The sequence below is a fragment of the Methylibium sp. genome, from assembly GCF_031393925.1.
In the GTDB taxonomy this organism is placed as follows: Bacteria; Pseudomonadota; Gammaproteobacteria; order Burkholderiales; family Burkholderiaceae_C; genus Methylibium.
On sequence record NZ_JANMWL010000243.1, the window covers coordinates 11,895 to 37,725 of the forward strand.

Sequence of the window (25,831 nt, forward strand, 5' to 3'; positions counted from 1 at the left end):
CCCGAGCTAGCCCCCGATACACCAAGGACACCCAACAATGGCTGTGACCACCGTCGCACAGTTTGCTGCCGAGCTCAACCGCCCGGCCACGGCACTGCTCGAGCAGCTGCACTCCGCTGGCGTCAAGAAGGCGTCGACGGACGACGCGTTGACCGACGGCGACAAGGAGCGGCTGCTCGACTACCTGCGTACCGCGCATGGCACCGGCAGCGGCGAGCGCAAGAAGATCACGCTGACCAAGAAGTCGACCACCGAGATCAAGCAAGCCGACGCCTCCGGCAAGGCACGCACGATCCAGGTGGAGGTGCGCAAGAAGCGCACCTTCGTCAAGCGCGACGAGATCCCAGCGGCCGAAGAGGCGGCACCGCCCGCGCCGTTGGTCGATGAAGCCGAGCTTCAAAAGCGCGAAGAAGAAGCGAGCCGTCAGGCCGAGCAGCTGCGCCGCCAGGAAGAAGACATCGCCGAGAAGCGTCGCCTGCGCGAAGCGCAAGAGCAGGCCGATCGCGAGGCCGCCGAAGCACGCCAGCGGGCCGCCGCCGAGGAGGCGGCTTCGGCACTGGCCGCGGCGGCTGCCGCGCCGGTCGAGACGCCTGCCAAGAAGAAGGCTGCCGCCAAGAACGCCGCCGCGGCGGCAGAAGCCGCGCCGCCCGTGCCACCGGCACCCGTCGAGGTACCCAAGCCGGCGCTGCGCGTGGTTAAGGCGGCCGACATCGAGAACGAAGAGAAGCAACGCCTTGCCGACTTGGCCAAGCGCCGCAAGGCGGCCGAAGACGAAGCCTCCGCCATTCGCGCGATGATGAACGCGCCCAAGAAAGTGCTGGTCGCCAAGAAAGAAGAGCCCAAGCCGGCCGAAGGCATCAAAGGCACGATCCACAAGCCCACCGTCAAACCTGGCGCGCCAGGTGCAGCGGCACCGGGAGTGGCCAAGCCAGGCGACAAGAAGTCGGTCAAGTCCGAGAAGCTTTCCTCCAGCTGGGCCGATGACGCCGCCAAGAAGCGCGCCGCGCTGCGCGGCCGGCCGGACACGGGCGGTCGCGGTGGCTGGAAGGCGCCGCGTGGCGGGCGCCGTGGCGGCGACCGGGGCGAAGGTGCGTCGGCGTATGTCGCACCGGCCGAGGCGCAGGTCTACGAGGTGCATGTGCCCGAGACCATCAGCGTAGCCGACCTGGCGCACAAGATGTCGGTCAAGGCTTCCGAGGTCATCAAGCAGTTGATGAAGCTCGGTCAGATGGTCACCATCAACCAGCAGCTCGACCAGGAGACCGCGATGATCCTGGTGGAAGAGATGGGCCACAAGGCCTTTACCGCCAAGCTCGACGATCCGGACGCCTTCCTCGAAGAAGACGTGGCGATCACCGATGTGCCGTCCGAGCCGCGTGCGCCGGTCGTCACCGTGATGGGCCACGTCGACCACGGCAAGACCTCGCTGCTTGACTACATTCGCACCACGCGCGTGGCGGCTGGCGAAGCGGGCGGCATCACGCAGCACATCGGCGCCTATCACGTCCAGACGCCGCGCGGCATGATCACCTTCCTCGACACGCCGGGCCACGAGGCGTTCACGCAGATGCGTGCACGCGGCGCCAAGGCGACCGACCTCGTCATCCTGGTGGTGGCCGCCGACGACGGCGTCATGCCGCAGACCAAGGAGGCGATCCACCACGCCAAGGCGGCCAACGTGCCGTTGATCGTGGCGATCAACAAGATCGACAAGCCCGGCAGCAACATCGAGCGTGTGCGCAGCGAGCTGGTCGCCGAACAGGTGGTGCCCGAAGATTTCGGCGGTGACTCGCCCTTCGTGCAGGTCTCGGCCAAGACCGGCCAGGGCATCGACAACCTGCTTGAGCAAGTGCTGCTGCAGGCCGAGGTGTTGGAACTGAAAGCGCAGAAGAACGCGCCCGCCAAGGGCTTGGTGATCGAAGCGCAGCTCGACAAGGGTCGCGGCCCGGTCGCCACCGTACTGGTGCAGTCGGGCACCTTGAAGCGCGGCGACGTCGTGCTGGCCGGCTCCACCTACGGGCGTGTGCGCGCCATGCTGGACGAGAACGGCAAGGCGTCCACCGAGGCTGGACCGTCGATTCCGGTCGAGATCCAGGGCCTCACCGGCGTTCCCCAAGCCGGCGACGAGTTCATGGTGCTCTCCGACGAGCGACGTGCGCGCGAGATCGCGACCTTCCGCTCCGGCAAGTACCGCGACGTGAAACTCTCAAAGCAGCAGGCTTCCAAGCTCGAGAACATGTTCGAGAACATGGGCCAGGGCGAAGTGCAGACCTTGCCGCTCATCATCAAGGCCGACGTGCAGGGCTCGCAGGAGGCGCTCGCCTCGTCGCTGCTCAAACTCAGCACGGCCGAGGTCAAGGTGCAGATCGTGCATGCGGCCGTCGGTGGCATCAGCGAGAGCGACGTCAACCTCGCCATCGCCTCCAAGGCGGTCATCATCGGTTTCAACGTGCGTGCCGATCTGGGTGCGCGCAAGCTGGCCGAGGGAAACCAGGTCAATCTGCGCTACTACAACATCATTTACGACGCGGTCGACGAGATCAAGTTGGCGATGACCGGCATGCTGGCGCCGGAGCAAAAAGAAGAGCTCATCGGCACGGCCGAGATTCGCACCGTGTTCGTGGCCTCCAAGATCGGCACCGTGGCCGGCTCGATGGTTACCTCGGGCGTGGTGCGCCGTGGCGCGCGCTTCCGCCTGCTGCGCGAAAACGTGGTGATCTACACCGGCGAGGTCGAGTCGGTGCGGCGTATGAAGGACGACGTGCGCGAGGTCAAGGAAGGCTTCGAGTGCGGCATCAAGCTCAAGAACTACAACGAGATCAAGGAAGGCGACCAACTGGAAGTCTTCGAGATCAAGGAAGTGGCTCGAACGCTTTGATTTGACGCGGGCCGCGGTGTCCGCGGCCCGGGCGGACTTCGCCCCGACCGCAAACCCCGCCCTCGCGAGACGGCGGGGTTTGTCCTTGCTGAGCACACTGAACAGCACACCATGAAGCACAAGCGAGCCATTCCGAACCGCAGCTTTCGCGTCGCCGACCAGATCCAGCGCGACGTGGCTGTGCTGGTGCGCGAGTTGAAGGATCCGCGCGTGGGCATGGTCACGGTCAATGCCGTCGATGTCACGCCCGACTATGCGCATGCGAAAGTGTTTTTCTCGCTGCTGGTCGGCAACGCCGAGGAGTGCGAAGTGGCGCTCAACGAGGCGGCGGGGTTCATCCGCAACAGCCTGTTCAAGCGATTGCAGATCCATACGGTGCCGACGCTGCACTTCCAGTTCGACCGCACCACCGAGCGCGCCGCCGACCTGAACGCGTTGATCCACCAGGCCAATGCCACACGTGCCAAGGAAGACTGAATCCATGCAGCCCCGTCCGCCGCAATTGCCGCGCCGCGCCTTGCACGGCGTGTTGTTGCTCGACAAGCCGCTGGGCTGGTCGAGCAATGACGCGCTGCAAAAAGTCAAGGGCATGCTGCGTGCGGAGAAGGGCGGCCACACCGGCACCCTGGACCCGCTGGCCACCGGCTTGTTGCCGCTGTGCTTTGGTGCGGCGACCAAGTTTTCGCAGACCAGCCTCGACGCCGACAAGACCTATCGCGCCACCGTGAAGCTGGGCGTCACGCGCGTTGGCGGCGACCTCGAAGGCGAGGTGCTCCAAACCCGCCCGGTCGATGTCGACGAAGCGGCACTGCAGGCCGCCTGCGCTGCCCTGAGAGGCGAGATCGATCAGGTGCCGCCGATGCAGTCAGCACTCAAGCACGAGGGCAAGCCGCTCTACAAGTACGCGCGCGCCGGCATCGATATCGAGCGCTCGCCGCGCCGCGTGACGATTCATCGTCTGGACATCCTGCGCTGGCAGGCTGACGAGCTCGAGATCGAAGTGCGCGTCAGCAAGGGCACCTACATCCGCACGCTCGCCGAGGACCTGGGCCGAGCGTTGGGGTGCGGCGCGCACCTGGGCGCATTGCGCAGGGTGGCGAGCGGCGCGCTCGGCGTGCAGGCGGCCATCACCATCGAAGCGCTCGCCGCGCTCGAGCCCGCCGAGCGCGAAGCGCGCTTGTTGCCGCCGGACGTGTTGCTCGGCGGCTGGCCAGCGGTGCAGCTCGGCGCCGACGAGGCCGGGCGCTTCCTGTCCGGCTTGCGCCGTCGCACCGAACTCGGCGACTGCACCGCGGTACGCGTCTACGGACCCGAGCCCAGCGCTTTTCTCGGCAGCGCGCACGTCAAGTCCGGTGAGCTGATCCCGGGGCGGCTCTTGAGCCCGCCCGAAGTCCAGGCCCTGCTGCATCCGCCGCAGCAGGTCGCCCAATTGAATTGATCAAGAAGCAAGTGAGTACGACATGACGACCAGCGACAACGCCCGCCAGATCCGCAACATCGCGATCATTGCCCACGTCGACCACGGCAAGACCACGCTGGTGGACCAGCTGCTGCGCCAGAGCGGCACCTTCCGCGAAAACGAGAAGGTCGCCGACCGCGTGATGGACAGCAACGACATCGAAAAGGAGCGTGGCATCACGATCCTGTCGAAGAACTGCGCCGTCGAATGGCTGGGCACGCACATCAACATCGTCGACACGCCCGGCCACGCCGACTTCGGCGGCGAGGTCGAGCGCGTGCTGTCGATGGTCGACTCCGTGCTGCTGCTCGTCGACGCCGTCGAGGGCCCGATGCCGCAGACGCGCTTCGTGACCAAGAAGGCGCTGGCCCTGGGCTTGAAGCCGATCGTGGTCGTGAACAAGGTCGACCGCCACGGCGCGCGTCCCGACTACGTGATCAACGCCACCTTCGACCTGTTCGACAAGCTCCACGCCACCGAGGCGCAGCTCGACTTCCCGGTCATCTACGCTTCGGGCCTCAACGGCTGGGCCACGCTGAATCCGGGCGAGATCGGCACCGACCTGGCGCCGCTATTCAACGCCGTGCTGCAGCACGTGCCGCCGCATGAGGGTGACCCCGACGGCCCGTTGCAGCTGCAGATCTGTTCGCTTGATTACTCCACCTTCGTCGGACGCATCGGCATCGGCCGCATCAACCAGGGCAGCTTGAAGCCGATGCAGGACGTGGCGGTGTTCGCAGGCGAAGACAGCATTCCCTTCAAGGCCCGGGTCAACCAGGTGCTCAAGTTCGACGGTCTCGAGCGGGTGCAGGCCACCTCGGCCGGCCCCGGCGACATCGTGTTGATCAACGGCATCGAGGACATTGGCATCGGCGTCACGCTGACCGACATCGACGACCCCGCGCCGCTGCCGATGCTCGAGGTGGACGAACCGACGCTGACCATGAATTTTTGCGTCAACAACTCGCCGCTGGCGGGTCGTGAAGGCAAATTCGTCACCAGCCGGCAGATCCGGGACCGCCTCGACCGCGAACTGCAAAGCAACGTGGCGCTGCGCGTGAAAGACACCGACGAAGACGGCATTTTCGAGGTGTCGGGCCGCGGCGAGCTGCATCTGACCATCCTGCTCGAGAACATGCGCCGTGAGGGCTACGAGCTCGCGGTCAGCAAGCCGCGCGTGGTGTTCCACGAAGAGGGCGGCGTGCGCAAGGAGCCGATCGAACTGGTGACCGCCGACGTCGAGGAGCAGCACCAGGGCGGCGTGATGCAGGCGCTGGGCCTGCGCAAGGCCGACCTGGTGAACATGGAGTCGGACGGCAGGGGCCGCGTGCGCCTGGAGTACCGCATTCCTGCGCGCGGGCTGATCGGCTTTTCCAACGAGTTCATGAACTTGACGCGCGGCACCGGCCTCATCAGCAACATCTTCGACGGCTACGAAGCGTACAAGGGCGAGATCGAGGGCCGCAAGAATGGTGTGCTGATCAGCCAGGACGACGGCGAAATCGTCACCTACGCCCTGGGCAAGCTCGACGACCGCGGTCGCATGTTCGTCAAGGCCGGCGACCCGGTTTATGAAGGCATGCTGGTAGGCATCCACTCGCGCGACAACGACTTGGTGGTCAACGCGGTGCGTGCCAAGCAACTCACCAACTTTCGCGTCAGCGGCAAGGAGGACGCGATCAAGATCACGCCGCCGATCATCTTGTCGCTCGAGTACGCGGTCGAGTTCATCGCCGACGACGAGCTGGTCGAGATCACGCCCAAATCGATCCGCCTGCGCAAGCGCTACCTCAAGGAGCATGACCGCAAGAAGGCGTCCCGCGAGGCGGCCTGATCGGTCTCGCACGACATGCAAGAGCCCGCGCGCTACCTTGTGCTGATCGAGTCCGACGGTGCCATGCTGGCCCGGCTTTTCGACGCCGGACATCGTCCACTGGTGGAGTTCGACGCCGCCTCCGAAGAAGTGGCCGTGATGACGCGTGGCCTGGTTGCCACCGAGGATGCCGACGCGCCGGTCTGGCAGCGCACTCTGGCCGGCCACAGCCAAGCCGAGCGGGTCGCGGCGCGGGTCTATTTGCTCGACATGTAAGCCTGTGAGCCGGCCACGGTCGGTACGCAATGCGACCTCGGCTGCGACCTCTAGCGACGCCCGATAGCAATCAAACCCGGGCGATGAGCAGCAGGAAGTTCACCGAAAAAACATGCAGTTGATTCAACCGTTTGGCCCATGGCGGCTGTGTACCGCCCCCATGATGGATTGGACCGACCGCCACTGCCGCCACTTCCACCGCCTGCTGAGCCGTCACACACGTCTGTACACCGAGATGGTAACCACCGGCGCGCTGCTGCACGGCGATGTGCCGCGCCACCTGGACTTCGGCGAAACCGAGCATCCCGTGGCGCTACAGCTCGGTGGCAGCGAGCCGGCCGACCTGGCGGCGTGCGCCAAGCTCGGCGAACGCTGGGGCTATGACGAAATCAACCTGAACTGCGGTTGCCCGAGCGAGCGCGTTCAGCGCGGCGCCTTCGGCGCCTGCCTGATGGCAGAGCCGGCGCTGGTGGCCGATTGCGTGAAGGCGATGCGTGACGCAGTCTGCGTGCCAGTGACGATCAAGCACCGCATCGGCCTCGACCGGACCGAGTGCTACGAATTCGTGCGCGACTTCGTCGGCACGCTCGCCGACGCCGGTTGCGAGGTCTTCATCGTTCACGCACGCAATGCCTGGCTCGCCGGCCTGAGCCCGAAGGGGAACCGTGAAGTACCGCCGCTGCGCTACGAAGTGGTGCATCGGCTCAAGCGCGATTTTCCGGCGCTCACCATCGTGCTCAACGGCGGCATCACGAGCAACGCACAGATAGCAGAGCAGTTGCTTCACGTCGACGGCGTGATGCTTGGCCGCGAGGCTTACCACCACCCGTGGCTGATGGCCGACTGGGATGAGCGCTTCTTCGGCGATGCGGTGCGGCCCCCGGAGCGCGGCGCGGTCGAGGCCGCAATGGTGGTCTACATGACGCATCGCCAGCAGGATCATGCCGAGCCGTGGTCGCGTAGCGCGCGCCACATGATGGGTCTCTGGAACGGCACGCCCGGCGCGCGCCGCTGGCGCCAGGTGTGGAGCGATCACCAGCTCAAGGATCGAGCGCCGCTCGAAGTGCAGCAGCGCGCTGGCGCGGCGCTGCTCCAAACGTTGGCTGAGACGTCGACGACGTGAGCATGATGACGAGGCGAAACACACGTGGTTGACGATGACCTTGGCCGGTCGGCCAGAAACTATCGTGCGGGTCAGGCCTCGGTGGCGCGGTGGCTTTGCCAGCGCCAGGCGTCGGCACACATCTGCGCCAGATCGCGCCGGGTGCGCCAGTTGAGCAGGGTGCTGGCCAGCGCCGGGTCGGCCCAGCAGGCGGCCACGTCGCCGGGGCGGCGCGGCGCAATGCGATAGGGCACCGGACGCCCGCTGGCCCCCTCGAACGCGGCCACGAGCTGCAGCACCGACGCGCCTAGCCCGGTGCCGAGGTTCACCGTCAGTAGCCCAGCGTGACGCTTCAGGGCGTCGAGCGCCGCGACGTGTCCTTCGGCCAGGTCCATGACATGGATGTAGTCGCGAACGCCTGTGCCGTCGATCGTCGGATAGTCGTTGCCGAACACCTGCAACTCGGGCCGCACACCGGCCGCGACCTGCGCCACATAGGGCATCAAATTGTTGGGTATGCCCGTCGGGTCTTCGCCGATCAGCCCGCTTTCGTGCGCGCCCACCGGGTTGAAGTAACGCAGCCGCGCAATGCGCCAGTGCGGCTCGGCCCGCACCAGGTCGGCCAGCATCTGCTCGACCATGAGCTTGGTCCAGCCGTAGGGGTTGGTGGCGCAGAGCGGAGCGTCTTCGCGGATCGGCACCGAGGCCGGGTCACCGTAGACGGTGGCCGATGAAGAGAACACCAGCGTGTTAACCGCAGCGCGCTGCATCGCCTGCAGCAGCGCGAGCGTGCCGGCGAGGTTGTTCTGGTAGTAGCCCAGCGGTTGTGCGATTGATTCGCCGACCGCCTTGAGCGCCGCAAAGTGGATCACCGCCCGGACTTCGTGCTGGGCGAACACGCGGTCGAGCAGCGCCGAATCGCGCACATCGCCCTCGATGAACGTCGACCGCGCGCCACACAGGCGCTCGAGCCGGTCGAGCACGTCACGCCGGCTGTTTTGCAGGTTGTCGAGGATGAGGAAACGCTGGCCGGCGTTGGCCAGTGCCACGCAGGTGTGCGAGCCGATGAAGCCGGTACCGCCGGTGACGAGGATCATGCTGGGAGCCACTCCTGTTGCTGTTGCCGCTGGCGCGGCGTCGCTCGATTGTCGCGGCCGACCCGTGCCCGCAGGCGGTCGCGGCGCCCCGTGTTAGGGGTTGATGCGCAGCCACGTGGTCTTGAGTTCGGTGTACTTGTCCAGTGCGTGCAGCGACTTGTCGCGGCCGTTGCCGCTTTGCTTGTAGCCGCCGAAGGGCACGGTGATGTCGTCTTCGTCGTACTGATTCACATGCACGGTGCCGGCCCGCAGCGCGCGCGCCACCCGGTGCGCGCGGTCGATGTGCGAGCTCCAGACGCTGGCTTGCAGGCCGTAGCTGGAATCGTTGGCCAGGGCAATCGCCTCGGCCTCGTCCTTGAAGCGGATGATGCAGAGCACCGGCCCGAAGATTTCTTCGCGCGCGATGCGCATGTCGTTGCGCACACCGTCGAACACGGTCGGCAGGACGTAGTAGCCGCCGCTCTCTCCCAACGCGCGCGTGCCGCCCGTCAGCAGCCGTGCGCCTTCCTGGTGGCCGGCGTCGATGTAGCCCATGACGGTGCGCAGCTGCCCGTCGTCGACCAGCGCGCCCATGACCGTTTTGGCATCCAGCGGGTTGGCGGGTCGGTAGTTCGGCGCCTCGGCGGCGACCCGCTTCGCGAAGTCGTCGGCAATGCTTTCATGCACCAGCAAGCGCGAGGGCGCGTTGCAGCTCTCGCCCTGATTGAAGAACATGCTGGCGGCGACGGTCTTGGCGCAGCGCTCGAGGTCATCGAAGTCGGGAAAGACGAGGAAGGCGCTCTTGCCGCCGAGTTCGTTGTAGACGCGCTTCAAGTTGCTGCGGCTCGCGTACTCGAGCATCTTGCGGCCCACGCGCGTGGAGCCGGTGAAGCCGATTGCGTCGACATCGGGGTGCAGCGCCAGCGCCTCGCCGGCCTCCGTACCGTAGCCGGGCACCACGTTGAACACGCCCGCAGGCAGCCCGGCGGCAAGCGCCAGTTCGGCCAGGCGCAACGCCGTGAGCGGGCTCTTTTCGCTGGGCTTGAGGACCACGCTGTTGCCGGCGGCCAGTGCCGGCGCGAGCTTCCAGGCCGCCATGATCATCGGGTAGTTCCAGGGCACGATGGCGCCGATGACGCCCATGGCTTCGCGCTGGATCAAGCCGAGCGCATTAAGGCCGGTGGGCGCGATTTCGCCGTAGACCTTGTCGATGGCTTCGGCGTACCAGGCGACGCAGCGCGCCGCCGCGGGAACATCCACGCTCATCGAGAACTGGATGGGCTTGCCCATGTCGAGCGTCTCCAGCAGCGCCAGTTCCTCGCGCGCGGCCATGATCTTTTCGGCGAAGGCGAGCAGGGTACGTTTGCGGGCGGCCGGTGACTTGCGCGCCCAGCGGCCGTCGTCGAAGGCAGCGCGCGCGCTCGCGACGGCGGCGTCCACGTCGGCCGCCTGGCAGCGGGCCACGCGGCCGAGCACGCGGGCATCGATCGGGGAGATGCAATCGAAGCTTTCCTCGGCCAGCGCGGCACGGCGCTCGCCGCCGATAAAGGCGCGGCCGTCCAGACTCAGTTGCGCGGCACGGGCATGCCAGTCGATGGTGGTGATGCTCATGGTGTCGGGGGTTGCGTCAACGAAAGGGGAAGGGGGCTCAGCGCCCGCCGGGCTGCCCCGAGGACGCTTGGCGTCCTTGCGAGGGGCAGGGAACGAAGTGAGCGTGGGGACATTTCATTGCGGCACGGTTTACGCGCCATCAGCCGCCCTCACATCGGCCCAGGTCAGGTCCAGACAGCGGTGGATCAGCGCCATCATGTCGTCGATCTGCGCGCGCGTGATCACCAGCGGCGGCGCGATGATCATGCGGTCGCCGACGGCACGCATGATGAGACCGTTGCCGAAGCAGTGGCCGCGGCACAGCATGCCGACGCCGAGTTCCGCAGCGAACGGCGTGCCCGCGCGCTTGTCCATGACCAGCAGGACCGCGCCCATCAGGCCGCAGGTCTCGGCGTCGCCGACCAGGGGATGTTCCTTCAGGCTCGCGAACTGCGTCGCCAGGTAAGGGCCGGTGTCCTCGCGCACGCGCTCGACCAATCGCTCGCGTCGGATGAGCCGAATGTTGGCCAGCGCCACCGCGCAGGCGACCGGATGGCCGCTGTAGGTGTAGCCGTGGTTGAACTCGCCGCCACGCTCGATGAGCACGCGCGCGACGCGCTCGCCGACCATCACGCCGCCGAGCGGTATGTAGCCCGAGGTCACGCCCTTTGCAAAGGTCATCAGGTCGGGCCGCGTGCCGAAGGTTTCAGAGCCCCACCACTGGCCGGTGCGGCCGAAGCCGCAGATGACTTCATCGGACACCAGCAGGATGCCGTAGCGCTCGCAGATCGCCTGCACCGCGGGCCAGTAGGTGGCGGGCGGAATGATCACGCCGCCGGCACCCTGGATCGGCTCGCCGATGAAGGCGGCCACGCGTTCGGGCCCGACCGCGAGGATCTTGTCTTCCAGCCATGACGCGGCGAGGCGGCCGAAATCGTCGCGCGAGAGGCCGAGCGGGCGACCCAGCTCGTACCAGTAAGGCTGCTCGATGTGGGTGATGTCGGGTATCGGCAGGCCGCCCTGGGCATGCATGCCGCTCATGCCGCTGAGCGACGCGCCTGCCATCGTGGAGCCGTGATAGGCGTTGTTGCGGCTGATGATCAGCTTGCGCGCGGGCTGGCCGAGCAGGTCCCAGTAGCGGCGCACCATGCGCACCACGGTGTCGTTGCCTTCGGAGCCCGAGTTGCAGAAGAACACATGCTCGAACTGCGGCGGCGTCACCTCGGCCAGCAACTCGGCCAGCTCGATGGCCGGTGGCGTCGCGGTCTGAAAGAAGGCGTTGTAGAAGGGCAGTTGCGTGAGCTGTGCGGTGGCCGCGTCGATCAGGGCCTGCTGTGCGTAGCCGACATTCACGCACCACAGGCCGCTCATCGCGTCGAGGATCTTTTTGCCCTCGCTGTCCCAGAGATGGATGTTGTCGGCACGGGTGATGACGCGCGTGCCCTTGGCGGCAAGCGACTGAAAGTCGGTGAAGGGGTGCAGGAAGTGGGCCGCGTCTGCCGCCTGCCATTGGGCCGTGGTGCGCTCGCTCATGATCAGACGTGCAGCAGCAAGTGCTCCCGCTCCCACGGCGAAATAACCTTCATGAATTCGGCGTACTCGATCTCCTTGACCTCGGTGTAGACGGTCACGAAGGCTTCGCCCAGCACCTCCGCCAGGTCCTTCTGGTGGCGCAGCAAATCCAGCGCCTCGCCCAGGCTGCGCGGCAGTTGGAAGTCACCGAGGTAGGCGTCGCCCTTGCATTCGGGGGTGGGCTCGAGCTTTTGCTGGATGCCCAGCCAGCCGCACGCGAGCGTGGCGGCGAATGCCACGTAGGGGTTGGCGTCGGCGCCGATCACGCGGTTCTCGATGCGCCTTGCGGAGGGAACAGCCACCGGCGAGCGGATGCCGACGGTGCGGTTGTCGCAGCCCCACTGGATGTTGATCGGCGCGGCGGTGTTGCGCGCCAGGCGCCGGTAGCTGTTGACGTAGGGCGCAAACATCGCCATTGCCGCCGGCACGTATTTCTGCAGGCCGCCGATGTACCAATAGAACTCCTTGCTCGGCGTGCCGTCCTCGTTGCTGAAGATGTTGCGCCCGCTGGCCTTGTCGACCAGGCTCTGGTGGATGTGCATGGCGCTGCCCGGCTCGCCGGCGATCGGCTTGGCCATGAAGGTGGCGAACATGTCGTGGCGCAGCGCCGCCTCGCGCAAGGTGCGCTTGAAGAAGAACACCTCGTCGGCCAGGCTCAGCGGGTCGGCATGAAAGAAGTTGATCTCCATCTGCCCGGCGCCGATCTCGTGGATCAGCGTGTCGACATTCAGGCCCATCTGCTTGCAGTAGTCGTAGACGTCCTCGAACAGCGGATCGAACTCGTTGACGGCATCGATCGAATACGCCTGGCGCGAGGTCTCGGCGCGGCCGCTGCGGCCGATCGGCGGTTTGAGCGGCATGTCGGGGTCGGTGTTGCGCGCGACCAGGTAGAACTCCAGCTCCGGCGCGACGATCGGCGCCCATCCTTTTGCGGCGTAGAGATCGCACACGCGCCGCAGCACCGAGCGCGGCGCATACGGGATCAGCCGGCCGTTCTTGTCGTAGCAGTCGTGGATCACCTGCGCCGTCGGGTCGGTGGCCCAGGGCACGATGCGCACCGTGCTGGCGTCGGGCTGCAGGTGCATGTCCATGTCGTTGGGGCTGATCACGTCGTAGTACGGCCCCTCGGTCGGGAACTCGCCCGTCACGCCCATCGCCACCACCGCTTCGGGCAGGCGCATGCCGCGGTCTTCGGTGAACTTCTCGCGCGGCAGGATCTTGCCGCGCGCCACGCCGGTGAGGTCGGGCACCAGGCATTCGATCTCGGTCACGTGGCGCTCGTTGAGCCACTTTTCGAGTTCGCTGAAAGTGAAGTTATCGCGTACGACCATGATTCATCCGTTGCTGCGCCGCGCGCGCACCGCGGCAGGCATCGCCGAAAGCGCGCAGCAGTTTCATCGAGACCGGGTTGTCCTCGGCCGCCCACTCGGGATGCCATTGCAGGCCGAGATTAAAGCCGGTGGCAGCGTGCCAGCTGAAGGCTTCGATCACGCCGTCAGGCGCGGTAGCCTCGATGCGCAGACCCGGCGCGAGCCGATGGACGCCTTGGCCGTGCAGGCTGTTGACGGAGAAATCGGCGCCGCCCAGCACGCGCTCGAGCAGACCGCCGGGCGCGACCTTCACCGCATGCGCGGGGCCGTACTGCACCGCGAGCGACTGCGTGTCGTCTTCGCGGTGGTCCATCAGGCCGGGCTGCTCGTGCAACGCTTGATGCAGCGTGCCGCCAAGTGCGACGTTCATTTCCTGGAAGCCTCGGCAGACGGCCAACAGCGGTATGCCACGTTCGAGCGCGCGGGGAATCAGCGGCAGGGTCCAGGCGTCGCGCGCGCTGTCGAGCGGCAGACTCGCGTCGCGCACCGACTCGTTGAAGTGGCGCGGGTCCACGTTGCTCGGTGAGCCGGTGAGGAACACGCCGCAGGCCAGGTCGAGCAGTTCGTCGACCTCCTGTGCCCCGGCTGCCGGCACCACCAGGGGCAGGCAGCCGGCCAGATGCACCGCGTCGATGTACTTCTTGCCGGCGAGATGGAAAACGTGGTCGCCGACCTGACGGTTGCAGCTTGGCACCAGCACGACAGGGCGTGCGGCGGCGGGGGCGGCGAGGGCGCGCGGGTTCATGCGCCTGCCGCGGACCCAGAACGCACGAGCGCATCGGCCAGCGTGGTGATGATTTGGTCGACGTGCCGGTTCTCGATGATCAGCGGCGGCGACAGCGCGATCGTGTCGCCGGTGGTGCGGATCAGCACGCCGCGCTCCCAGCATTGAAGAAAAACGTCGAAGGCGCGCTTGCCGGGGCTGCCTTCGATGGGCGCCAGCTCAACGCCGCCCACCAGCCCGATGTTGCGGATGTCGATGACATGCGGCAGGCCCTTCAGGCTGTGCAGCGCGTCGGCGAAGTACGGCTCCATCTGCGCGCCGCGCGTGAGCAAGCCGTCCTCGGCGTAGGTGTCGAGCGTGCCGAGCGCCGCGGCGCAGGCCAGCGGGTGGCCCGAGTAGGTGTAGCCATGAAAGAACTCGATCAGGTGCTCGGGGCCTTGCATGAAAACGTCGTGGATCGCGCCGGTGGCGAACACCGCGCCCATCGGCACCGAGCCGTTGGTCAGGCCCTTGGCCACCGTCATCAGATCGGGTGTCACGCCGAAGCGTTGCGCGCCAAAGGCTGCACCCGTGCGCCCGAAGCCGGTGATGACCTCGTCGAAGATCAGCAGGATGCCGTGCCGGTCGCAAATTGCGCGCAACCGCTGCAGGTAGCCCACTGGCGGCAGCAGCACGCCGGTCGAGCCGGCCACCGGCTCGACGATCACCGCAGCGATGGTCGAGGCATCGTGCAGCGCGACCAGCCGCTCCAGGTCGTCGGCCAACTCGGCGCCGTGCGCCGGCTGGCCGACCGTGAAGGCATTGCGTGCCGGGTCGTGGGTGTGGCGGATGTGGTCCACGCCGCTGAGCAGCGCACCGAACATCTTGCGGTTGGCGACCATGCCTCCGACCGAGATGCCGCCGAAATTGACGCCGTGATAGCCGCGTTCGCGGCCGATCAAGCGCGTGCGCGAACCTTCGCCGCGCACGCGGTGGTAGGCCAGCGCCATCTTGAGTGCGGTGTCCACCGCCTCGGAGCCCGAGTTGGTATAGAACACTTTGTCGAGCCCCGGCGGCGTGAGTTCGACCAGCCGCTCGGCCAGCTCGAAAGCCTTGGGATGGGCCATGTTGAAGGGCGGCGCGAAATCCAGTTCCGTGGCCTGCCGGCGGATCGCCTCGACGATCTTCGGCCGGGCATGGCCGGCGTTCACGCACCACAGGCCGGCGATGCCGTCGAGCACCTCGCGGCCCTCGGGTGTCCAGAAGTGCATGCCCGACGCCTTAACCAGCAGGCGGGGCGCTTTCTTGAACTGGCGGTTGGCCGTGAACGGCATCCAGTAGGCATCGAGATCGGTGGTCATGCGCGGTGTTCCTGGCTTGGCGTTTCGGTCCTGGGTGGCGGCGTGCGCAACCCGGCAGAAATCCCAGTCTAGCGGCGCGGCCGGCCGTGTGCCGGGCTGGCACAGCGCAGGGGCTTCCCCGCGGTTGACGCAGGGCGTGGGTGCCGCGCAGCATCACGCCTTTTGATGATCGTGCCCGGCCGCAGCAGCCCCCAAGCCCCCACCATGGACCGACACGACGCACTGCTGGCCGACTGGCGAGCGCGTGCCCTGCAACTCGAAGCGCTCGCCGCGCAAGCGGTGATCGGCCAGCCGCGCGTGATCCGGCTCGTCACCACCGCGGTGTTTGCGCGCGGCCATGTGCTGCTGCAGGGCGATGTGGGCGTGGGCAAGACGACCTTGCTGCGCGCCTTCGCCCGGCTCATTGGCGGCGCCTTCTCGCGCGCCGAAGGCACCATCGACCTGATGCCCAACGATCTGGTCTACCACACCCACATCGGCAACGACGGCAAGCCGGCGATCAATCCCGGTCCGCTCACCGAGCATGGCGAAGACCTGACGATTTTTTTCTTCAACGAGATCAATCGCGCTCGTCCGCAGGTGCATGCGCTGCTGCTGCGCGTGATGGCCGAGCGCAGCCTCACCGCCTTTCAGCGCGAGCTGCGGCTGCCGCACCTGCTGGTGTTCGCCGACCGTAACCGCGTCGAGCGCGAAGAGACCTTCGAGATCTCGTCGGCGGCGCGCGACCGCTTCATGATGGAGATCACCATCGATGCGCCCGAGGGCGAGGCTGATCGCCGTGCGCTGATTTTCGAGCCGCGTTTTCACGACGCCGATGCGCTGATCGGGCAGCTGCCCGCGGCGGTGCTGCCCTACCAGGAACTCGGCGACATCGCCGCGGCGGTGCAGCAGCACGTGCAGGCCAGTCCCGCGCTGCAGGATTACGCGCTGCGCCTGTGGCGCGCCACGGCGGCGCCCGCCGACCACGGCGTGCGGCTTGACGCGCTCGACCTGCACGACGCCAGCGCCAACGAGGTGATGCTGGCGGGCGCGAGCCCGCGCGGCATGAGCCTGTTGCTGCGCGCCGCGCGCGTGGGTGCCTGGCTCGACGGCCGCGACTACCTCACGCCAGAAGACGTGCGCGGCGTCTTCACCGAGACCGTCGCACACCGCCTGTGCCTGCAGCCGGTCTACGAGCTGCGGCGCCCCGAAATCATCGGCGCGTTGGTGCGCGGCATCCTGGACCACGTCGCCGCCCCGTGATGAAGGAGTTCAGCTACCGCGTCGCACGACCGTCGCTGGGCCATTTTCCGGGCCACCATCGCAGCCGTCGCGGCGACAGCGGCCACGAGTTTCGCGGCCACGTACCGCTGCAGGACGCGCCGGACGCGCGGCGGCTCGACCTGCTGGCGAGCCTGCGCGATCCGTTTGGCCAGTGGCTGGTGCGCGTGGCCAGCGAGCGCAAGGCGGTGCCGGTCTACGCGGTGGCCGATCTGTCGGCGTCGATGGGCTATGCGGGCGAGCGCCGCAAGCTCGACGTACTGGCCGACTTCATCGAGGCGCTGGCGTGGTCGGCGTGGCGCACCGGTGACGCCTTCGGCTTCGTCGGCTGCGACGAGACGGCGCGCGGCGACTGGCTCGTGCCGCTGATGCGCTCGCAAGGCGCCGGGGCCATGCTCGCGCGCCGACTGCGCGCCTTGCAGCCGACCGGCCGCAACGCCGCGGGCCTGCGCGACGCACACCGGCTGCTGCGGCGCGAGCGTTCGCTGGTGTTCGTGCTGTCGGACTTTCATCTGCCGTTGGCCGACATCGAGGCGGTGCTGGCAACGCTGGCCCACCACGAGGTCGTGCCGGTGCTGTTGTGGGATCGCGCCGAGTTCGAGCCGCCGGCTGCGCCCGGCATCGGCCGGCTCGCCTCGCTGGTCGATGCCGAGACCGGGCAGCGTCGGCTGCTGTGGTTGCGTGGCTCGCTGCGCGAGCGCTGGAAGCGCCAGCTTCAAGCGCGCCGCGAGGCACTCGAGGCGCTGTTTCGGCGCCAGCGCCTGCGCCCGCTGGTGATGCTCGATGGCTTTGATGCCGATGCGGTCACCGCGCACTTCCATCGCTAGCGCGCTGTTCATCGGCGCCGCTGTGCTCGCGGTGGGCGCGCGCGCCAACGAGCCCGCGCCGTTGCGAGCGAACGTCGACGAGCCGCGTGCCTTTGGCTACCGCGTGGGCGATCTGGTCACGCGCGAGGTTCTCATCGATCTGCCGCAGCGCCTGCAACTCGACGAAGCCTCGTTGCCGTCCGTGGGCCGGATCGGTCATGCGCTGGAGCTTCGCGCGATCTCGCGCGGGACCGAGGGCGGCGCAGCGTCGGGCACGCGACTGCGCTTGCGCTTTGAATACCAGCTTTTCGGCGCGCCGAGCGCCACGCGCAGCTATGAGCTGCCGCCGCTGCTGCTGCGTTTCGAGGGCGCGCCGCGCGCGGAAGAACTGCGCGTGGACGCCTGGCCGGTGGTGGTCGCGCCGCTTGCGCCGGAGCCGCCTTCGGCGCGCCGCGGCCTCGGCGAACTGCGCCCCGACAACCCGCCGCCGCTGCGCGACACCGGCTTCGAGCGCGACGTGCTGCGTGTGGCAGCCGGCGTGGGCGCGGCGCTACTGCTCTACCTGGCGGCGGTTTATTGGGGCCTGCCGTGGCGCGACCGCGGGCGGCGCCCGTTCTCGCAGGCCTATCGCACGCTGCGCGCGCAGCGCTCGCCCACCGAGTCGGGCTGGCGCGTGATGCACGCGGCCTTCGACCAGACGGCAGGGCGCGTCGTATTCGCCGAATCGGTCGACGCCTTTGTCGCGCAGGCGCCGCGTTTCGCCGCGCTGCGAAACGACATCTTCGCCTTCTTCGCGCGCTCGCGGGCCGCGTTCTTCGTCCCGTCGGCCGCGGCTTCGGCAGCCGGGCAGCGCGACTGGTTGCTCGCCTTCGCACGCGCCTGCCGCGATGCGGAGCGCGGCACGGCGTAGCGCGGGAGTCTGGGGCATGTTGCTGGCGGCGTCCGATGTCCCTTTTGCCATGCCCTGGCTGCTGCTGGCCTTGCCGCTAGCGCTGCTGCCGCTGTGGCGTCGACCGCAGCGCGCCCTGACGTACTCTTGGCTGGCCTTGCTTCCGGTCGACCGCGCCTCGCGGGCGGTCGACATTGCACTGCGGCTCTTCGCCATGCTGGCGCTGGCTGCCATCGTGCTGGGCGTAGCGGGTGCGTACCGGCCGGCCTATGAGGTCGAGCGGGTCGGGCAGGGGGCCGAGATCGTGCTGCTGGTCGACCGCAGCCGCAGCATGGACCAGGCTTTCGTGAGCAAGCAGGCCAGACTCCAGAGCCAGGATCCCAACCTCCTGAGTTACACCCTCGGGCGTGAGCGCGCCGACAAGGATCGCGCCTCCAAGCAGACGGCGGCGCGGCGCCTGCTGGCGGAGTTTGCCGCCCAGCGCACGGCGGACCGCTTCTCGATGCTGGTGTTCAGCACCCTGCCGATCCGGGTGCTCGACTTCACCCAAAAGCCCGCCGCGGTGCAGGCCGCCATTACGGCCGGCGAGATCGGCCGGGGCCTGTCTGAAACCGACATCGGGCTGGCGCTGCTCGCCGGGCTTGATTCCTTTCGTGACCGACCCTACAGCGGCTCGCGCATCATGATGCTGGTGTCAGATGGCGGCGATCACATCGACCCCGATGCGCGCCAGGAGATTGCCAAGCTGATGCGCGAGTACCGCGTCTCGCTCTACTGGATCTACATCCGCTCCTTCAACAGCCCCGGCCTGATCGCCGACAGCGAGGTCACTGCGCAAAACGCCGAGACCGTGCCCGAGGTGTTCCTGCATCGCTTCTTCGGTGGCATCGGCACGCCCTACCGCGCCTACGAAGCCGAAGACCCCGAGGCGCTGCAGCGCGCCATCGTCGACGTGAACCGGCTCGAAAACCTGCCAATCACGTATCGCGACACGGTCCCCCGGCGTGACCTGTCGCAATGGTGTTATGGCGCAGCGCTTGCCTCCGTGCTGCTTCTCTTTGCCGCCAGGCTAATGGAGCTGCGCACATGGCGCTGAAGCCGGGCGGGCTGGATTTACGCCTGGGCACCCGCACCGCCTGGCGGTTGCTTGCGCTCGCGGTCGTCCTTGCGACGAGCGCCGGTCTGTCTTGGTATTCCAAGGCACGCGACAACGCACTCATCGCGGCGGGGGCCGAGGCGCTGGCAGGCGCGGCAAGCGCCGCGATGCCGGTGGATGCGGCGAGCGCCGCGGAGTCGCCGGCATTGCGCTTTGCCCGCGCCCATGCACTCGCCGAGCGCGGCGACGTCGAGGCCGCGCTGGCGCTCTACCGCGGCTTGCAGAGCGACCCGGTCGTCGGCACGGCGGCGCGCTACAACAGCGCCAATTTGCTGATGCGCCAGGGCCTCGTGCTGCGCGACTCTCCCTCACCCGGGCAGGCGATACCGCTCATCGAGCTGGCCAAGCAGGGCTACCGCGACGTGCTTCGCTCCGAGCCTTTGCACTGGGACGCGCGCTACAACTACGAACGCGCCCAGCGCCTGCAACCCGATCCCGACGGCAGCGACCCGGCGATCGCCGAGCCGCGCAACGATGCCGAGCGCGCCGCGACCACCATGCGCGGCATCTCGCCCGGCTTGCCATGATGGGCAGAGGTCGCGTGGGCCGGCTGGTGCGTGCCCTTGGCGAGCGTCGCGAGGCGCTGTTGCTGGCGTTGGCGGCGCTGGCGCTCGCGGCGACCTTCCTGGGCCCGGGCGTGCAGGCGCTGCGGCCACAGCTTGAACTCGTCGTCGTGCTCGACATCACGCAAAGTATGAACGTGGTCGATGCCTCCGTGGCGGGCAAGCCGGTTTCTCGCCTGGCCGCGGCCAAGCTGGCGCTGGAGCATTTGCTCGACGCCTTGCCCTGCGGCTCGAAGATCGGCTGGGGCCTGTTCACCGAGCACCGCAGCTTCCTGTTGCTCTCGCCCATTGAAGTCTGCGAGCACCACCGCGAGTTGCGCGACGAACTGCGGCGCATCGACGGTCGCATGGCCTGGTCGGGCAACAGCGAGGTGGCCAAGGGACTGAACAGCGGCATGCAGATCGCCAAGGCGCTCGACGCCCAGCCCGCGCTTGTGTTCGTGACCGACGGCCACGAGGCGCCGCCGATCAACCCGCGTTACCGACCGAATTTCAGCCTCGCGCGTGGCGATGTTCGTGGCTTGATCGTCGGTGTGGGCGGCGAGACGCCGCTGCCGATTCCCAAGGTCGACCCCCTCGGGCGGCCACTGGGCGAATGGGGCGCCGACGAAGTCTTGCAGATCGACCCGCGCAGCCAGGGCCGCGGCGGCAGCGTCAGCGGCGAGCAGATGGCAGACGACGACGAGCGCATCGTCGCGCCCCTGCCGGGGGCCTCGCCCGGCAACGAACACCTGTCGTCCTTGCGCGAGGGCTACCTCGAGCTTCTCGCCTCGGAGACCGGATTGATCTATGTCCGGTTGGCTGGTGAAGCGAGCTTGGCGAACATACTTGCCGAGCCTGCACTTGAGAGCTCGCTCGCACGTCCTGCGCCCACCCGTGTCGACCTGCGCGCGCTGCTGGCTGCGGCTGCAGCGTTGCTGCTCCTGTGGCCACTGCTTGCCGCATGGCGTGGCGCACGCACTGGCCGGCGGGCGCGTACGACTCGCGACGCCAGCCACCACGCTCGGTGAGCCGCTGGGCCGCAGCGCGCATTGCCAAGGCCCCCGATCGGAAGCCACCGTTTCACGATGAGCAGCGTCGATTTCGGATCGCGAAAAACGACGATGCTGCAATGCCGCATTTTTTTCATTGTGGAGAACGCCATTTCACATGCGGAAATTTTGTCGGTAAGTAATTGATTACAATAAGAATATTGTTTACTCTTATATAAGATATAAGTTTGCAAAAGGCGTGTGCGCCGGATACGCTTGATCCATTGTTTCCGACCGCGCTTCTCAACCATCTGGAGCTTTAAATGACGCAACCCAACCGTGAACAGCAAGCCGCCGCCCTCGAGAAGGACTGGGCCGAGAACCCCCGCTGGAAGGGCATTAAGCGCGGCTACACCGCGGCCGACGTGGTCCGTCTGCGCGGCTCGCTACCAATCGAGCACACGCTGGCCAAGCGTGGCGCCGAGAAGTTGTGGAACCTCGTCAACACCGAACCCTTTGTCAACACGCTTGGCGCATTGACGGGTAACCAGGCCATGCAGCAGGTCAAGGCCGGCTTGAAGGCCATCTACCTGTCGGGCTGGCAGGTTGCGGGCGACGCCAACCTGGCGGGTGAGATGTACCCCGACCAGTCGCTGTACCCGGCCAACTCGGTGCCGATGGTGGTGCGCCGGATCAACAACACTTTTCAACGCGCCGACCAGATCCAGTGGTCCGAAGGCAAGAACGACACCGACTTCTTCGCGCCGATCGTGGCCGATGCCGAAGCCGGTTTCGGTGGCGTGCTCAACGCCTTCGAGCTGATGAAATCGATGATCGAAGCTGGCGCTGCCGGCGTGCACTTCGAAGATCAGCTCGCTTCGGTCAAGAAGTGCGGTCACATGGGCGGCAAGGTCTTGGTGCCCACGCGGGAAGCGGTTGCCAAGCTGGTGGCGGCGCGTCTTGCGGCCGATGTGTCGGGCGTCTCGACCGTGCTGCTGGCGCGCACCGATGCCGAGGCTGCCGATCTGGTGACGAGCGACGTCGACGACAACGACAGGCCGTTTTGCACCGGCGAGCGCACCATTGAAGGCTTTTACCGCACGAAGAACGGTCTGGACCAATCCATCAGCCGCGGCTTGGCCTATGCCGAGTACGCCGACATGATCTGGTGCGAAACCGGCAAGCCCGACCTAGCGTTCGCGAAAGCCTTCGCCGACGCGATCCACAAGAAATTTCCGGGCAAGCTGCTGGCCTACAACTGCTCGCCCTCGTTCAACTGGAAGAAGAACCTGGACGATGCCACCATCGCCAAGTTCCAGCGCGAGCTCGGCGCGATGGGCTATAAATTCCAGTTCATCACGCTGGCCGGCTTTCACAGCCTCAATTACTCGATGTTCGACTTGGCCTACGGCTACGCACGCAACAACATGAGCGCCTTCGTCGAGTTGCAAGAACGCGAGTTTGCGGCGGCCGAGCGGGGCTTCACCGCCGTGAAGCATCAGCGCGAGGTCGGCACCGGTTATTTCGACGCCGTCACGACCACCATCGAGAAAGAAGCGTCGACGGGCGCGCTGAAGGGCTCGACCGAAGACGAGCAGTTTTTCGACCAGAAGCACGGCTAAGAGGCGCCGCTGATCTGACCGCGCAGTCAAGTCAGCCGCCCACGCTGCCGCCGTCAGCGTGGGCAGTTGCACAAGAGGAGCGCGCTTCAGTTGCGCACGAGCGGCGCCCACAACGCGCGAAGCGGCTGCGCATTGCACTGCGAGGCGTCATGTATCGGCGCATCGGTCATCCAGAGCCTCAGCGATTCGGATACGTCGTACAGCACGCGCTTTTGTCCGACCGGCACCGAGAATCGCTCTGCCACCCAGCCAGACTCGCCGACGAGCGTGTTGTGGCAAGCACCCGTGGTGCTTTGCTGGCATTCAAAGGTCAGCCGGATTCGTGCGTTGACTGGCACGTCGAGCGCGCCATCAGTGACAGTGCGGCTTGGCGCGGCCTGCGTCAAAGCTGACGCGGCAGCAAGCAGGGCAGCAAGAAGCCAGCGAAACTGCATGGGACACCTCCTTTGTCATTGGGTACGAAGACATTAGTGCAGGCGTCGGACGGGCGCCAGCAGTTGGTGTCCGGATTCAAGTGCTTCGTCGCAAGCGCTGCTAATATTGCCCCCTTGCGCGACCGACAAGAGCGAGAAAGGCGAGACGGGTTATGACACTGCGAACTAACACTGGCTTCCAGCAACTGTTCCCGACCGCGGCCTGAGCACGTCTCCCTGTCTCGTCTCCAAGCGCGGTTCCCACCGCGCTTTTTTGTTTCTCAGAAGGCTCAAAGCATGATTTCGATCGAATTGCCGGACGGGTCCAAGCGCGAGTTTTCCGGCCCGGTCACGGTGGGTGACGTGGCGACGGCGATCGGCGCGGGGCTGGCCAAGGCAGCGCTCGGCGGGCGCCTGGGGCGGGGCGACCAGGCTCGGCTCGTCGATACCAGCTACACGATTGCAAGCGACGCCGCGCTGGCGATCGTCACCGACAAGGACACCGATGGCCTGGAGCTGATCCGTCACTCCACCGCCCATTTGCTTGCCTACGCCGTCAAGGAGCTGTTTCCCGAGACGCAGGTGACGATCGGCCCGGTGATCGACAACGGCTTCTATTACGACTTCTCGTACAAGCGGCCCTTCACGCCCGAGGACCTAATTGCGATCGAAGCCAAGATGACTGAGCTTGCCCGCAAGGACGAGAAAGTCCAGCGGCGCGTGTTGCCGCGCGACGAGGCCATCGCCTATTTCAAAGGCCTCGGCGAGCACTACAAGGCCGAGATCATTGCCAGCATTCCGGCAGGCGAAGATGTGTCGCTCTATAGCGAAGGTGGCTTCGAAGACCTCTGCCGCGGCCCGCACGTGCCCAGCACCGGCAAGCTCAGGCACTTCAAACTGATGAAAGTCGCGGGTGCCTATTGGCGCGGCGACCACCGCAATGAAATGCTCCAGCGCATCTACGGCACCGCATGGGCCACAAAGGATGAGCTTGCACAGTACCTGCACCGACTCGAGGAGGCCGAGAAACGCGACCACCGCAAGCTCGGCCGAGAGCTCGACTTGTTCCACCTTGACGAGCATGCGCCGGGGCTGGTATTTTGGCATCCCAAAGGCTGGACGGTGTGGCAGCAAGTCGAGCAGTACATGCGCGCCGTCTACCGCGACAACGGTTACCTCGAAGTCAAGGGGCCGCAACTGCTTGACCGAGGTCTTTGGGAGAAAACGGGACACTGGGACAAGTACCGCGAAAACATGTTCGTCACCGAGAGCGAGAAGCGCGACTACGCGCTCAAGCCGATGAACTGCCCTGGTCACATCCTGATCTTCAAGCAGGGCATCAAGAGTTATCGCGATCTACCGTTGCGCTACGGCGAGTTCGGCCAGTGCCACCGTAACGAGCCCACCGGCAGCCTGCACGGGATCATGCGGGTGCGCGGATTCACCCAGGACGACGGTCACGTCTTTTGCAGCGAGGCACAGATCCTCGAGGAGTGCGTTAACTACACGGCGCTGCTGCAGCACGTGTACCGCGACTTCGGTTTCAACGACATCGTCTACAAGGTCGCGACGCGGCCTGCAGCGAGAATCGGCTCCGACGCGATCTGGGATCAGGCCGAAGCCGCCTTGATGGAGAGCCTGCGCCGCTCCGCTTGCAAATTTGAGATTGCCCCCGGCGATGGCGCCTTCTACGGCCCGAAGATCGAGTACACGCTTAAGGACGCCATCGGGCGCCCGTGGCAGTGCGGCACAATGCAGGTCGATTTCTCAATGGCCGAGCGGCTGGGCGCCGAGTACGTGTCAGAGACCGGTGAGCGCCGCCATCCGGTGATGCTGCACCGTGCCATCGTGGGCAGTTTCGAGCGCTTCATTGGCATCTTGATCGAACAGCATGCGGGCGCCTTCCCCGCCTGGCTTGCGCCCACGCAAGTGGTAGTTCTCAATATCACCGACAGCCAAGCCGAATACGCGATCCACATTGCGAAAACTCTTCAAAAACAAGGAGTTAGAGCGGTGGTTGATTTGCGCAACGAGAAAATAACGTATAAAATACGCGAGCATTCGTTGCAGAAGCTGCCGTACATCCTGGTCGTTGGTGACAAGGAGAAAGCTGCGGCGGCGGTTGCGGTGCGCGCCCGCGGCAACCAGGACCTCGGCGTGATGCCCCTAGATGCCTTCTCCCAGAGAATCGCTAGTGACGTCGCCCTCAAGTCGTGATTGGGTGTGATGCGGCAGAGTTTTTTGCTGATTGCGCTTGGTTGCCCGGCGCGCGTGTGTTCAACGTGGAGCCTGATCTCGCAAATGAACAGGGCTCGAAAGGATTCTGACCATCGCTAATTTCTTTGATCGTCGTACCCGCAATGACGAACGCAAGCACCGACTGAATCGGGAAATCATGGCGCTGGAAGTGCGCCTGAACGGCCCCGAGAACGAGCCCTTGGGCATCGTCAGCATCCAGGAGGCCTTGCGCTTGGCCGGTGAGGCCGACGTCGATCTGGTCGAGATCGCTGCAACAGCCGACCCTCCGGTTTGCCGTTTGATGGACTACGGTAAGTTCAAGTATTCGGAGCAGAAGAAGGCTGCCGAGGCCAAGGCCAAGCAGCATGTCATTGACATCAAGGAAGTGAAGTTCCGTCCGGGCACAGATGAGGGTGACTACGCGATCAAGATGCGCAATCTTCGGCGTTTCCTGGAAGAGGGCGACAAGGGCAAGGTCACCCTGCGCTATCGGGGCCGCGAGATCACACACCAGGACATCGGCATGCGCCTTTTGGAGCGGATCCGCGATGAACTGACCGACGTGTCCGTGGTAGAGAACATGCCCAAGCTCGAAGGCCGCCAGATGATCATGGTGCTGGGGCCGAAGCGGAAGAAGTAGTTTGGAAAGTGTTCAGCGTCGCTGCGGTCTGGTCACCACAGCGACGGTACAAGTTCCCGATGGCCACCTGGAA

General features: G+C 66.3%; 22 protein-coding genes. 15 read left to right on the forward strand and 7 right to left on the reverse strand.

What is annotated here, in order from left to right; all coding sequences use genetic code 11:
• Window positions 1–37: 37 nt before the first annotated feature.
• From infB to dusA, 6 genes are all read left to right on the forward strand, one after another.
• Window positions 38–2,878: a translation initiation factor IF-2 gene (gene infB, locus RMO12_RS12720; RefSeq protein ID WP_309639568.1), complete on the forward strand. Its 2,841-nt coding sequence runs from the start codon at window positions 38–40 to the stop codon at window positions 2,876–2,878.
• Window positions 2,879–2,989: 111 nt separating this feature from the next.
• A complete protein-coding gene (rbfA, locus tag RMO12_RS12725; RefSeq protein WP_309639569.1) occupies window positions 2,990–3,355 on the forward strand; it encodes a 30S ribosome-binding factor RbfA in 366 nt (121 codons plus the stop codon).
• 4 nt (window positions 3,356–3,359) lie between these two features.
• Window positions 3,360–4,316, forward strand: coding sequence for a tRNA pseudouridine(55) synthase TruB (gene truB / locus RMO12_RS12730; protein WP_309639570.1), 957 nt, complete (start codon window positions 3,360–3,362; stop codon window positions 4,314–4,316).
• A 22-nt stretch (window positions 4,317–4,338) separates the two neighbouring features.
• Window positions 4,339–6,171 carry a translational GTPase TypA gene (gene typA / locus RMO12_RS12735; RefSeq protein WP_309625476.1) on the forward strand — a complete coding sequence of 611 codons (1,833 nt, stop codon included), beginning with the start codon at window positions 4,339–4,341 and terminating at the stop codon, window positions 6,169–6,171.
• A 15-nt stretch (window positions 6,172–6,186) separates the two neighbouring features.
• Window positions 6,187–6,426 (forward strand): hypothetical protein, encoded by a 240-nt coding sequence (locus tag RMO12_RS12740; RefSeq protein WP_309625475.1) that lies wholly within the window; start codon window positions 6,187–6,189, stop codon window positions 6,424–6,426.
• 112 nt (window positions 6,427–6,538) lie between these two features.
• Window positions 6,539–7,549, forward strand: coding sequence for a tRNA dihydrouridine(20/20a) synthase DusA (gene dusA, locus RMO12_RS12745; protein ID WP_309639571.1), 1,011 nt, complete (start codon window positions 6,539–6,541; stop codon window positions 7,547–7,549).
• A gap of 71 nt (window positions 7,550–7,620) precedes the next feature.
• On the opposite strand, the gene galE is transcribed toward dusA, so the two are convergent.
• From galE to RMO12_RS12775, 6 genes are all read right to left on the reverse strand, one after another.
• Complete coding sequence (gene galE / locus RMO12_RS12750; protein WP_309625305.1) at window positions 7,621–8,625, reverse strand: UDP-glucose 4-epimerase GalE; 1,005 nt, start codon at window positions 8,623–8,625, stop codon at window positions 7,621–7,623.
• Between the two features lie 93 nt (window positions 8,626–8,718).
• On the reverse strand, window positions 8,719–10,215 hold the full coding sequence (locus RMO12_RS12755; protein ID WP_309639572.1) for an aldehyde dehydrogenase: 1,497 nt from the start codon (window positions 10,213–10,215) through the stop codon (window positions 8,719–8,721).
• A 129-nt stretch (window positions 10,216–10,344) separates the two neighbouring features.
• Entirely contained in the window at window positions 10,345–11,727 is a 1,383-nt protein-coding gene (locus tag RMO12_RS12760) for an aspartate aminotransferase family protein (protein WP_309639573.1), read from the reverse strand.
• Between the two features lie 2 nt (window positions 11,728–11,729).
• Window positions 11,730–13,097: a glutamine synthetase family protein gene (locus RMO12_RS12765; protein WP_309639574.1), complete on the reverse strand. Its 1,368-nt coding sequence runs from the start codon at window positions 13,095–13,097 to the stop codon at window positions 11,730–11,732.
• Window positions 13,081–13,881: a gamma-glutamyl-gamma-aminobutyrate hydrolase family protein gene (locus tag RMO12_RS12770; protein WP_309639575.1), complete on the reverse strand. Its 801-nt coding sequence runs from the start codon at window positions 13,879–13,881 to the stop codon at window positions 13,081–13,083. The genes RMO12_RS12765 and RMO12_RS12770 overlap by 17 nt, the downstream gene beginning before the upstream one ends.
• Window positions 13,878–15,200: an aspartate aminotransferase family protein gene (locus RMO12_RS12775; protein ID WP_309639576.1), complete on the reverse strand. Its 1,323-nt coding sequence runs from the start codon at window positions 15,198–15,200 to the stop codon at window positions 13,878–13,880. Before RMO12_RS12775 ends, RMO12_RS12770 begins: the two co-directional genes overlap by 4 nt.
• 204 nt (window positions 15,201–15,404) lie before the next feature.
• On the opposite strand from RMO12_RS12775, the gene RMO12_RS12780 reads away from it, so the two are divergent.
• The 7 genes from RMO12_RS12780 to aceA all read left to right on the forward strand — a co-directional run bounded on the left by RMO12_RS12780 (window position 15,405) and on the right by aceA (window position 22,467).
• Entirely contained in the window at window positions 15,405–16,442 is a 1,038-nt protein-coding gene (locus RMO12_RS12780) for a MoxR family ATPase (protein WP_309639577.1), read from the forward strand.
• Window positions 16,442–17,287 carry an MxaS protein gene (locus RMO12_RS12785; RefSeq protein ID WP_309639578.1) on the forward strand — a complete coding sequence of 282 codons (846 nt, stop codon included), beginning with the start codon at window positions 16,442–16,444 and terminating at the stop codon, window positions 17,285–17,287. Before RMO12_RS12780 ends, RMO12_RS12785 begins: the two co-directional genes overlap by 1 nt.
• Window positions 17,259–18,176 carry a hypothetical protein gene (locus tag RMO12_RS12790; protein ID WP_309639579.1) on the forward strand — a complete coding sequence of 306 codons (918 nt, stop codon included), beginning with the start codon at window positions 17,259–17,261 and terminating at the stop codon, window positions 18,174–18,176. The genes RMO12_RS12785 and RMO12_RS12790 overlap by 29 nt, the downstream gene beginning before the upstream one ends.
• A 16-nt stretch (window positions 18,177–18,192) precedes the next feature.
• Complete coding sequence (locus tag RMO12_RS12795) at window positions 18,193–19,251, forward strand: vWA domain-containing protein (RefSeq protein WP_309639580.1); 1,059 nt, start codon at window positions 18,193–18,195, stop codon at window positions 19,249–19,251.
• Window positions 19,242–19,838: a hypothetical protein gene (locus RMO12_RS12800; RefSeq protein WP_309639581.1), complete on the forward strand. Its 597-nt coding sequence runs from the start codon at window positions 19,242–19,244 to the stop codon at window positions 19,836–19,838. Before RMO12_RS12795 ends, RMO12_RS12800 begins: the two co-directional genes overlap by 10 nt.
• Window positions 19,838–20,884, forward strand: coding sequence for a VWA domain-containing protein (locus RMO12_RS12805; protein WP_309639582.1), 1,047 nt, complete (start codon window positions 19,838–19,840; stop codon window positions 20,882–20,884). Before RMO12_RS12800 ends, RMO12_RS12805 begins: the two co-directional genes overlap by 1 nt.
• Before the next feature lie 284 nt (window positions 20,885–21,168).
• Window positions 21,169–22,467, forward strand: a complete 1,299-nt coding sequence (gene aceA, locus RMO12_RS12810; protein ID WP_309626891.1) for an isocitrate lyase — start codon at window positions 21,169–21,171, stop codon at window positions 22,465–22,467.
• An 86-nt stretch (window positions 22,468–22,553) separates the two neighbouring features.
• Here aceA and RMO12_RS12815 read toward each other — a convergent pair whose 3' ends face one another.
• On the reverse strand, window positions 22,554–22,901 hold the full coding sequence (locus tag RMO12_RS12815) for a hypothetical protein (protein WP_309639583.1): 348 nt from the start codon (window positions 22,899–22,901) through the stop codon (window positions 22,554–22,556).
• A 276-nt stretch (window positions 22,902–23,177) separates the two neighbouring features.
• Here RMO12_RS12815 and thrS point away from each other — a divergent pair, with 276 nt between their 5' ends.
• Together thrS and infC are read left to right on the forward strand one after the other, a co-directional pair.
• Complete coding sequence (gene thrS / locus RMO12_RS12820; RefSeq protein ID WP_309639584.1) at window positions 23,178–25,097, forward strand: threonine--tRNA ligase; 1,920 nt, start codon at window positions 23,178–23,180, stop codon at window positions 25,095–25,097.
• 103 nt (window positions 25,098–25,200) lie between these two features.
• Complete coding sequence (gene infC / locus RMO12_RS12825) at window positions 25,201–25,758, forward strand: translation initiation factor IF-3 (protein ID WP_405029675.1); 558 nt, start codon at window positions 25,201–25,203, stop codon at window positions 25,756–25,758.
• Window positions 25,759–25,831 lie beyond the last annotated feature (73 nt).

Excerpts from the sequence above, each read along its gene's own strand:
- RMO12_RS12760 (WP_309639573.1), bottom strand. The coding sequence starts at position 11,727 with ATGAGCGAGCGCACCACGGCCCAATGGCAGGCGGCAGACGCGGCCCAC.
- rbfA (WP_309639569.1), top strand. The coding sequence starts at position 2,990 with ATGAAGCACAAGCGAGCCATTCCGAACCGCAGCTTTCGCGTCGCCGAC.
- RMO12_RS12800 (WP_309639581.1), top strand. The coding sequence starts at position 19,242 with ATGGCGCTGAAGCCGGGCGGGCTGGATTTACGCCTGGGCACCCGCACC.
- RMO12_RS12790 (WP_309639579.1), top strand. The coding sequence starts at position 17,259 with ATGCGGTCACCGCGCACTTCCATCGCTAGCGCGCTGTTCATCGGCGCC.
- RMO12_RS12775 (WP_309639576.1), bottom strand. The coding sequence starts at position 15,200 with ATGACCACCGATCTCGATGCCTACTGGATGCCGTTCACGGCCAACCGC.
- typA (WP_309625476.1), top strand. The coding sequence starts at position 4,339 with ATGACGACCAGCGACAACGCCCGCCAGATCCGCAACATCGCGATCATT.
- RMO12_RS12740 (WP_309625475.1), top strand. The coding sequence starts at position 6,187 with ATGCAAGAGCCCGCGCGCTACCTTGTGCTGATCGAGTCCGACGGTGCC.
- dusA (WP_309639571.1), top strand. The coding sequence starts at position 6,539 with ATGCAGTTGATTCAACCGTTTGGCCCATGGCGGCTGTGTACCGCCCCC.
- RMO12_RS12785 (WP_309639578.1), top strand. The coding sequence starts at position 16,442 with ATGAAGGAGTTCAGCTACCGCGTCGCACGACCGTCGCTGGGCCATTTT.
- RMO12_RS12755 (WP_309639572.1), bottom strand. The coding sequence starts at position 10,215 with ATGAGCATCACCACCATCGACTGGCATGCCCGTGCCGCGCAACTGAGT.
- RMO12_RS12805 (WP_309639582.1), top strand. The coding sequence starts at position 19,838 with ATGGGCAGAGGTCGCGTGGGCCGGCTGGTGCGTGCCCTTGGCGAGCGT.
- RMO12_RS12765 (WP_309639574.1), bottom strand. The coding sequence starts at position 13,097 with ATGGTCGTACGCGATAACTTCACTTTCAGCGAACTCGAAAAGTGGCTC.
- RMO12_RS12815 (WP_309639583.1), bottom strand. The coding sequence starts at position 22,901 with ATGCAGTTTCGCTGGCTTCTTGCTGCCCTGCTTGCTGCCGCGTCAGCT.
- infB (WP_309639568.1), top strand. The coding sequence starts at position 38 with ATGGCTGTGACCACCGTCGCACAGTTTGCTGCCGAGCTCAACCGCCCG.
- RMO12_RS12795 (WP_309639580.1), top strand. The coding sequence starts at position 18,193 with ATGTTGCTGGCGGCGTCCGATGTCCCTTTTGCCATGCCCTGGCTGCTG.
- RMO12_RS12770 (WP_309639575.1), bottom strand. The coding sequence starts at position 13,881 with ATGAACCCGCGCGCCCTCGCCGCCCCCGCCGCCGCACGCCCTGTCGTG.
- galE (WP_309625305.1), bottom strand. The coding sequence starts at position 8,625 with ATGATCCTCGTCACCGGCGGTACCGGCTTCATCGGCTCGCACACCTGC.
- thrS (WP_309639584.1), top strand. The coding sequence starts at position 23,178 with ATGATTTCGATCGAATTGCCGGACGGGTCCAAGCGCGAGTTTTCCGGC.
- truB (WP_309639570.1), top strand. The coding sequence starts at position 3,360 with ATGCAGCCCCGTCCGCCGCAATTGCCGCGCCGCGCCTTGCACGGCGTG.
- aceA (WP_309626891.1), top strand. The coding sequence starts at position 21,169 with ATGACGCAACCCAACCGTGAACAGCAAGCCGCCGCCCTCGAGAAGGAC.
- RMO12_RS12780 (WP_309639577.1), top strand. The coding sequence starts at position 15,405 with ATGGACCGACACGACGCACTGCTGGCCGACTGGCGAGCGCGTGCCCTG.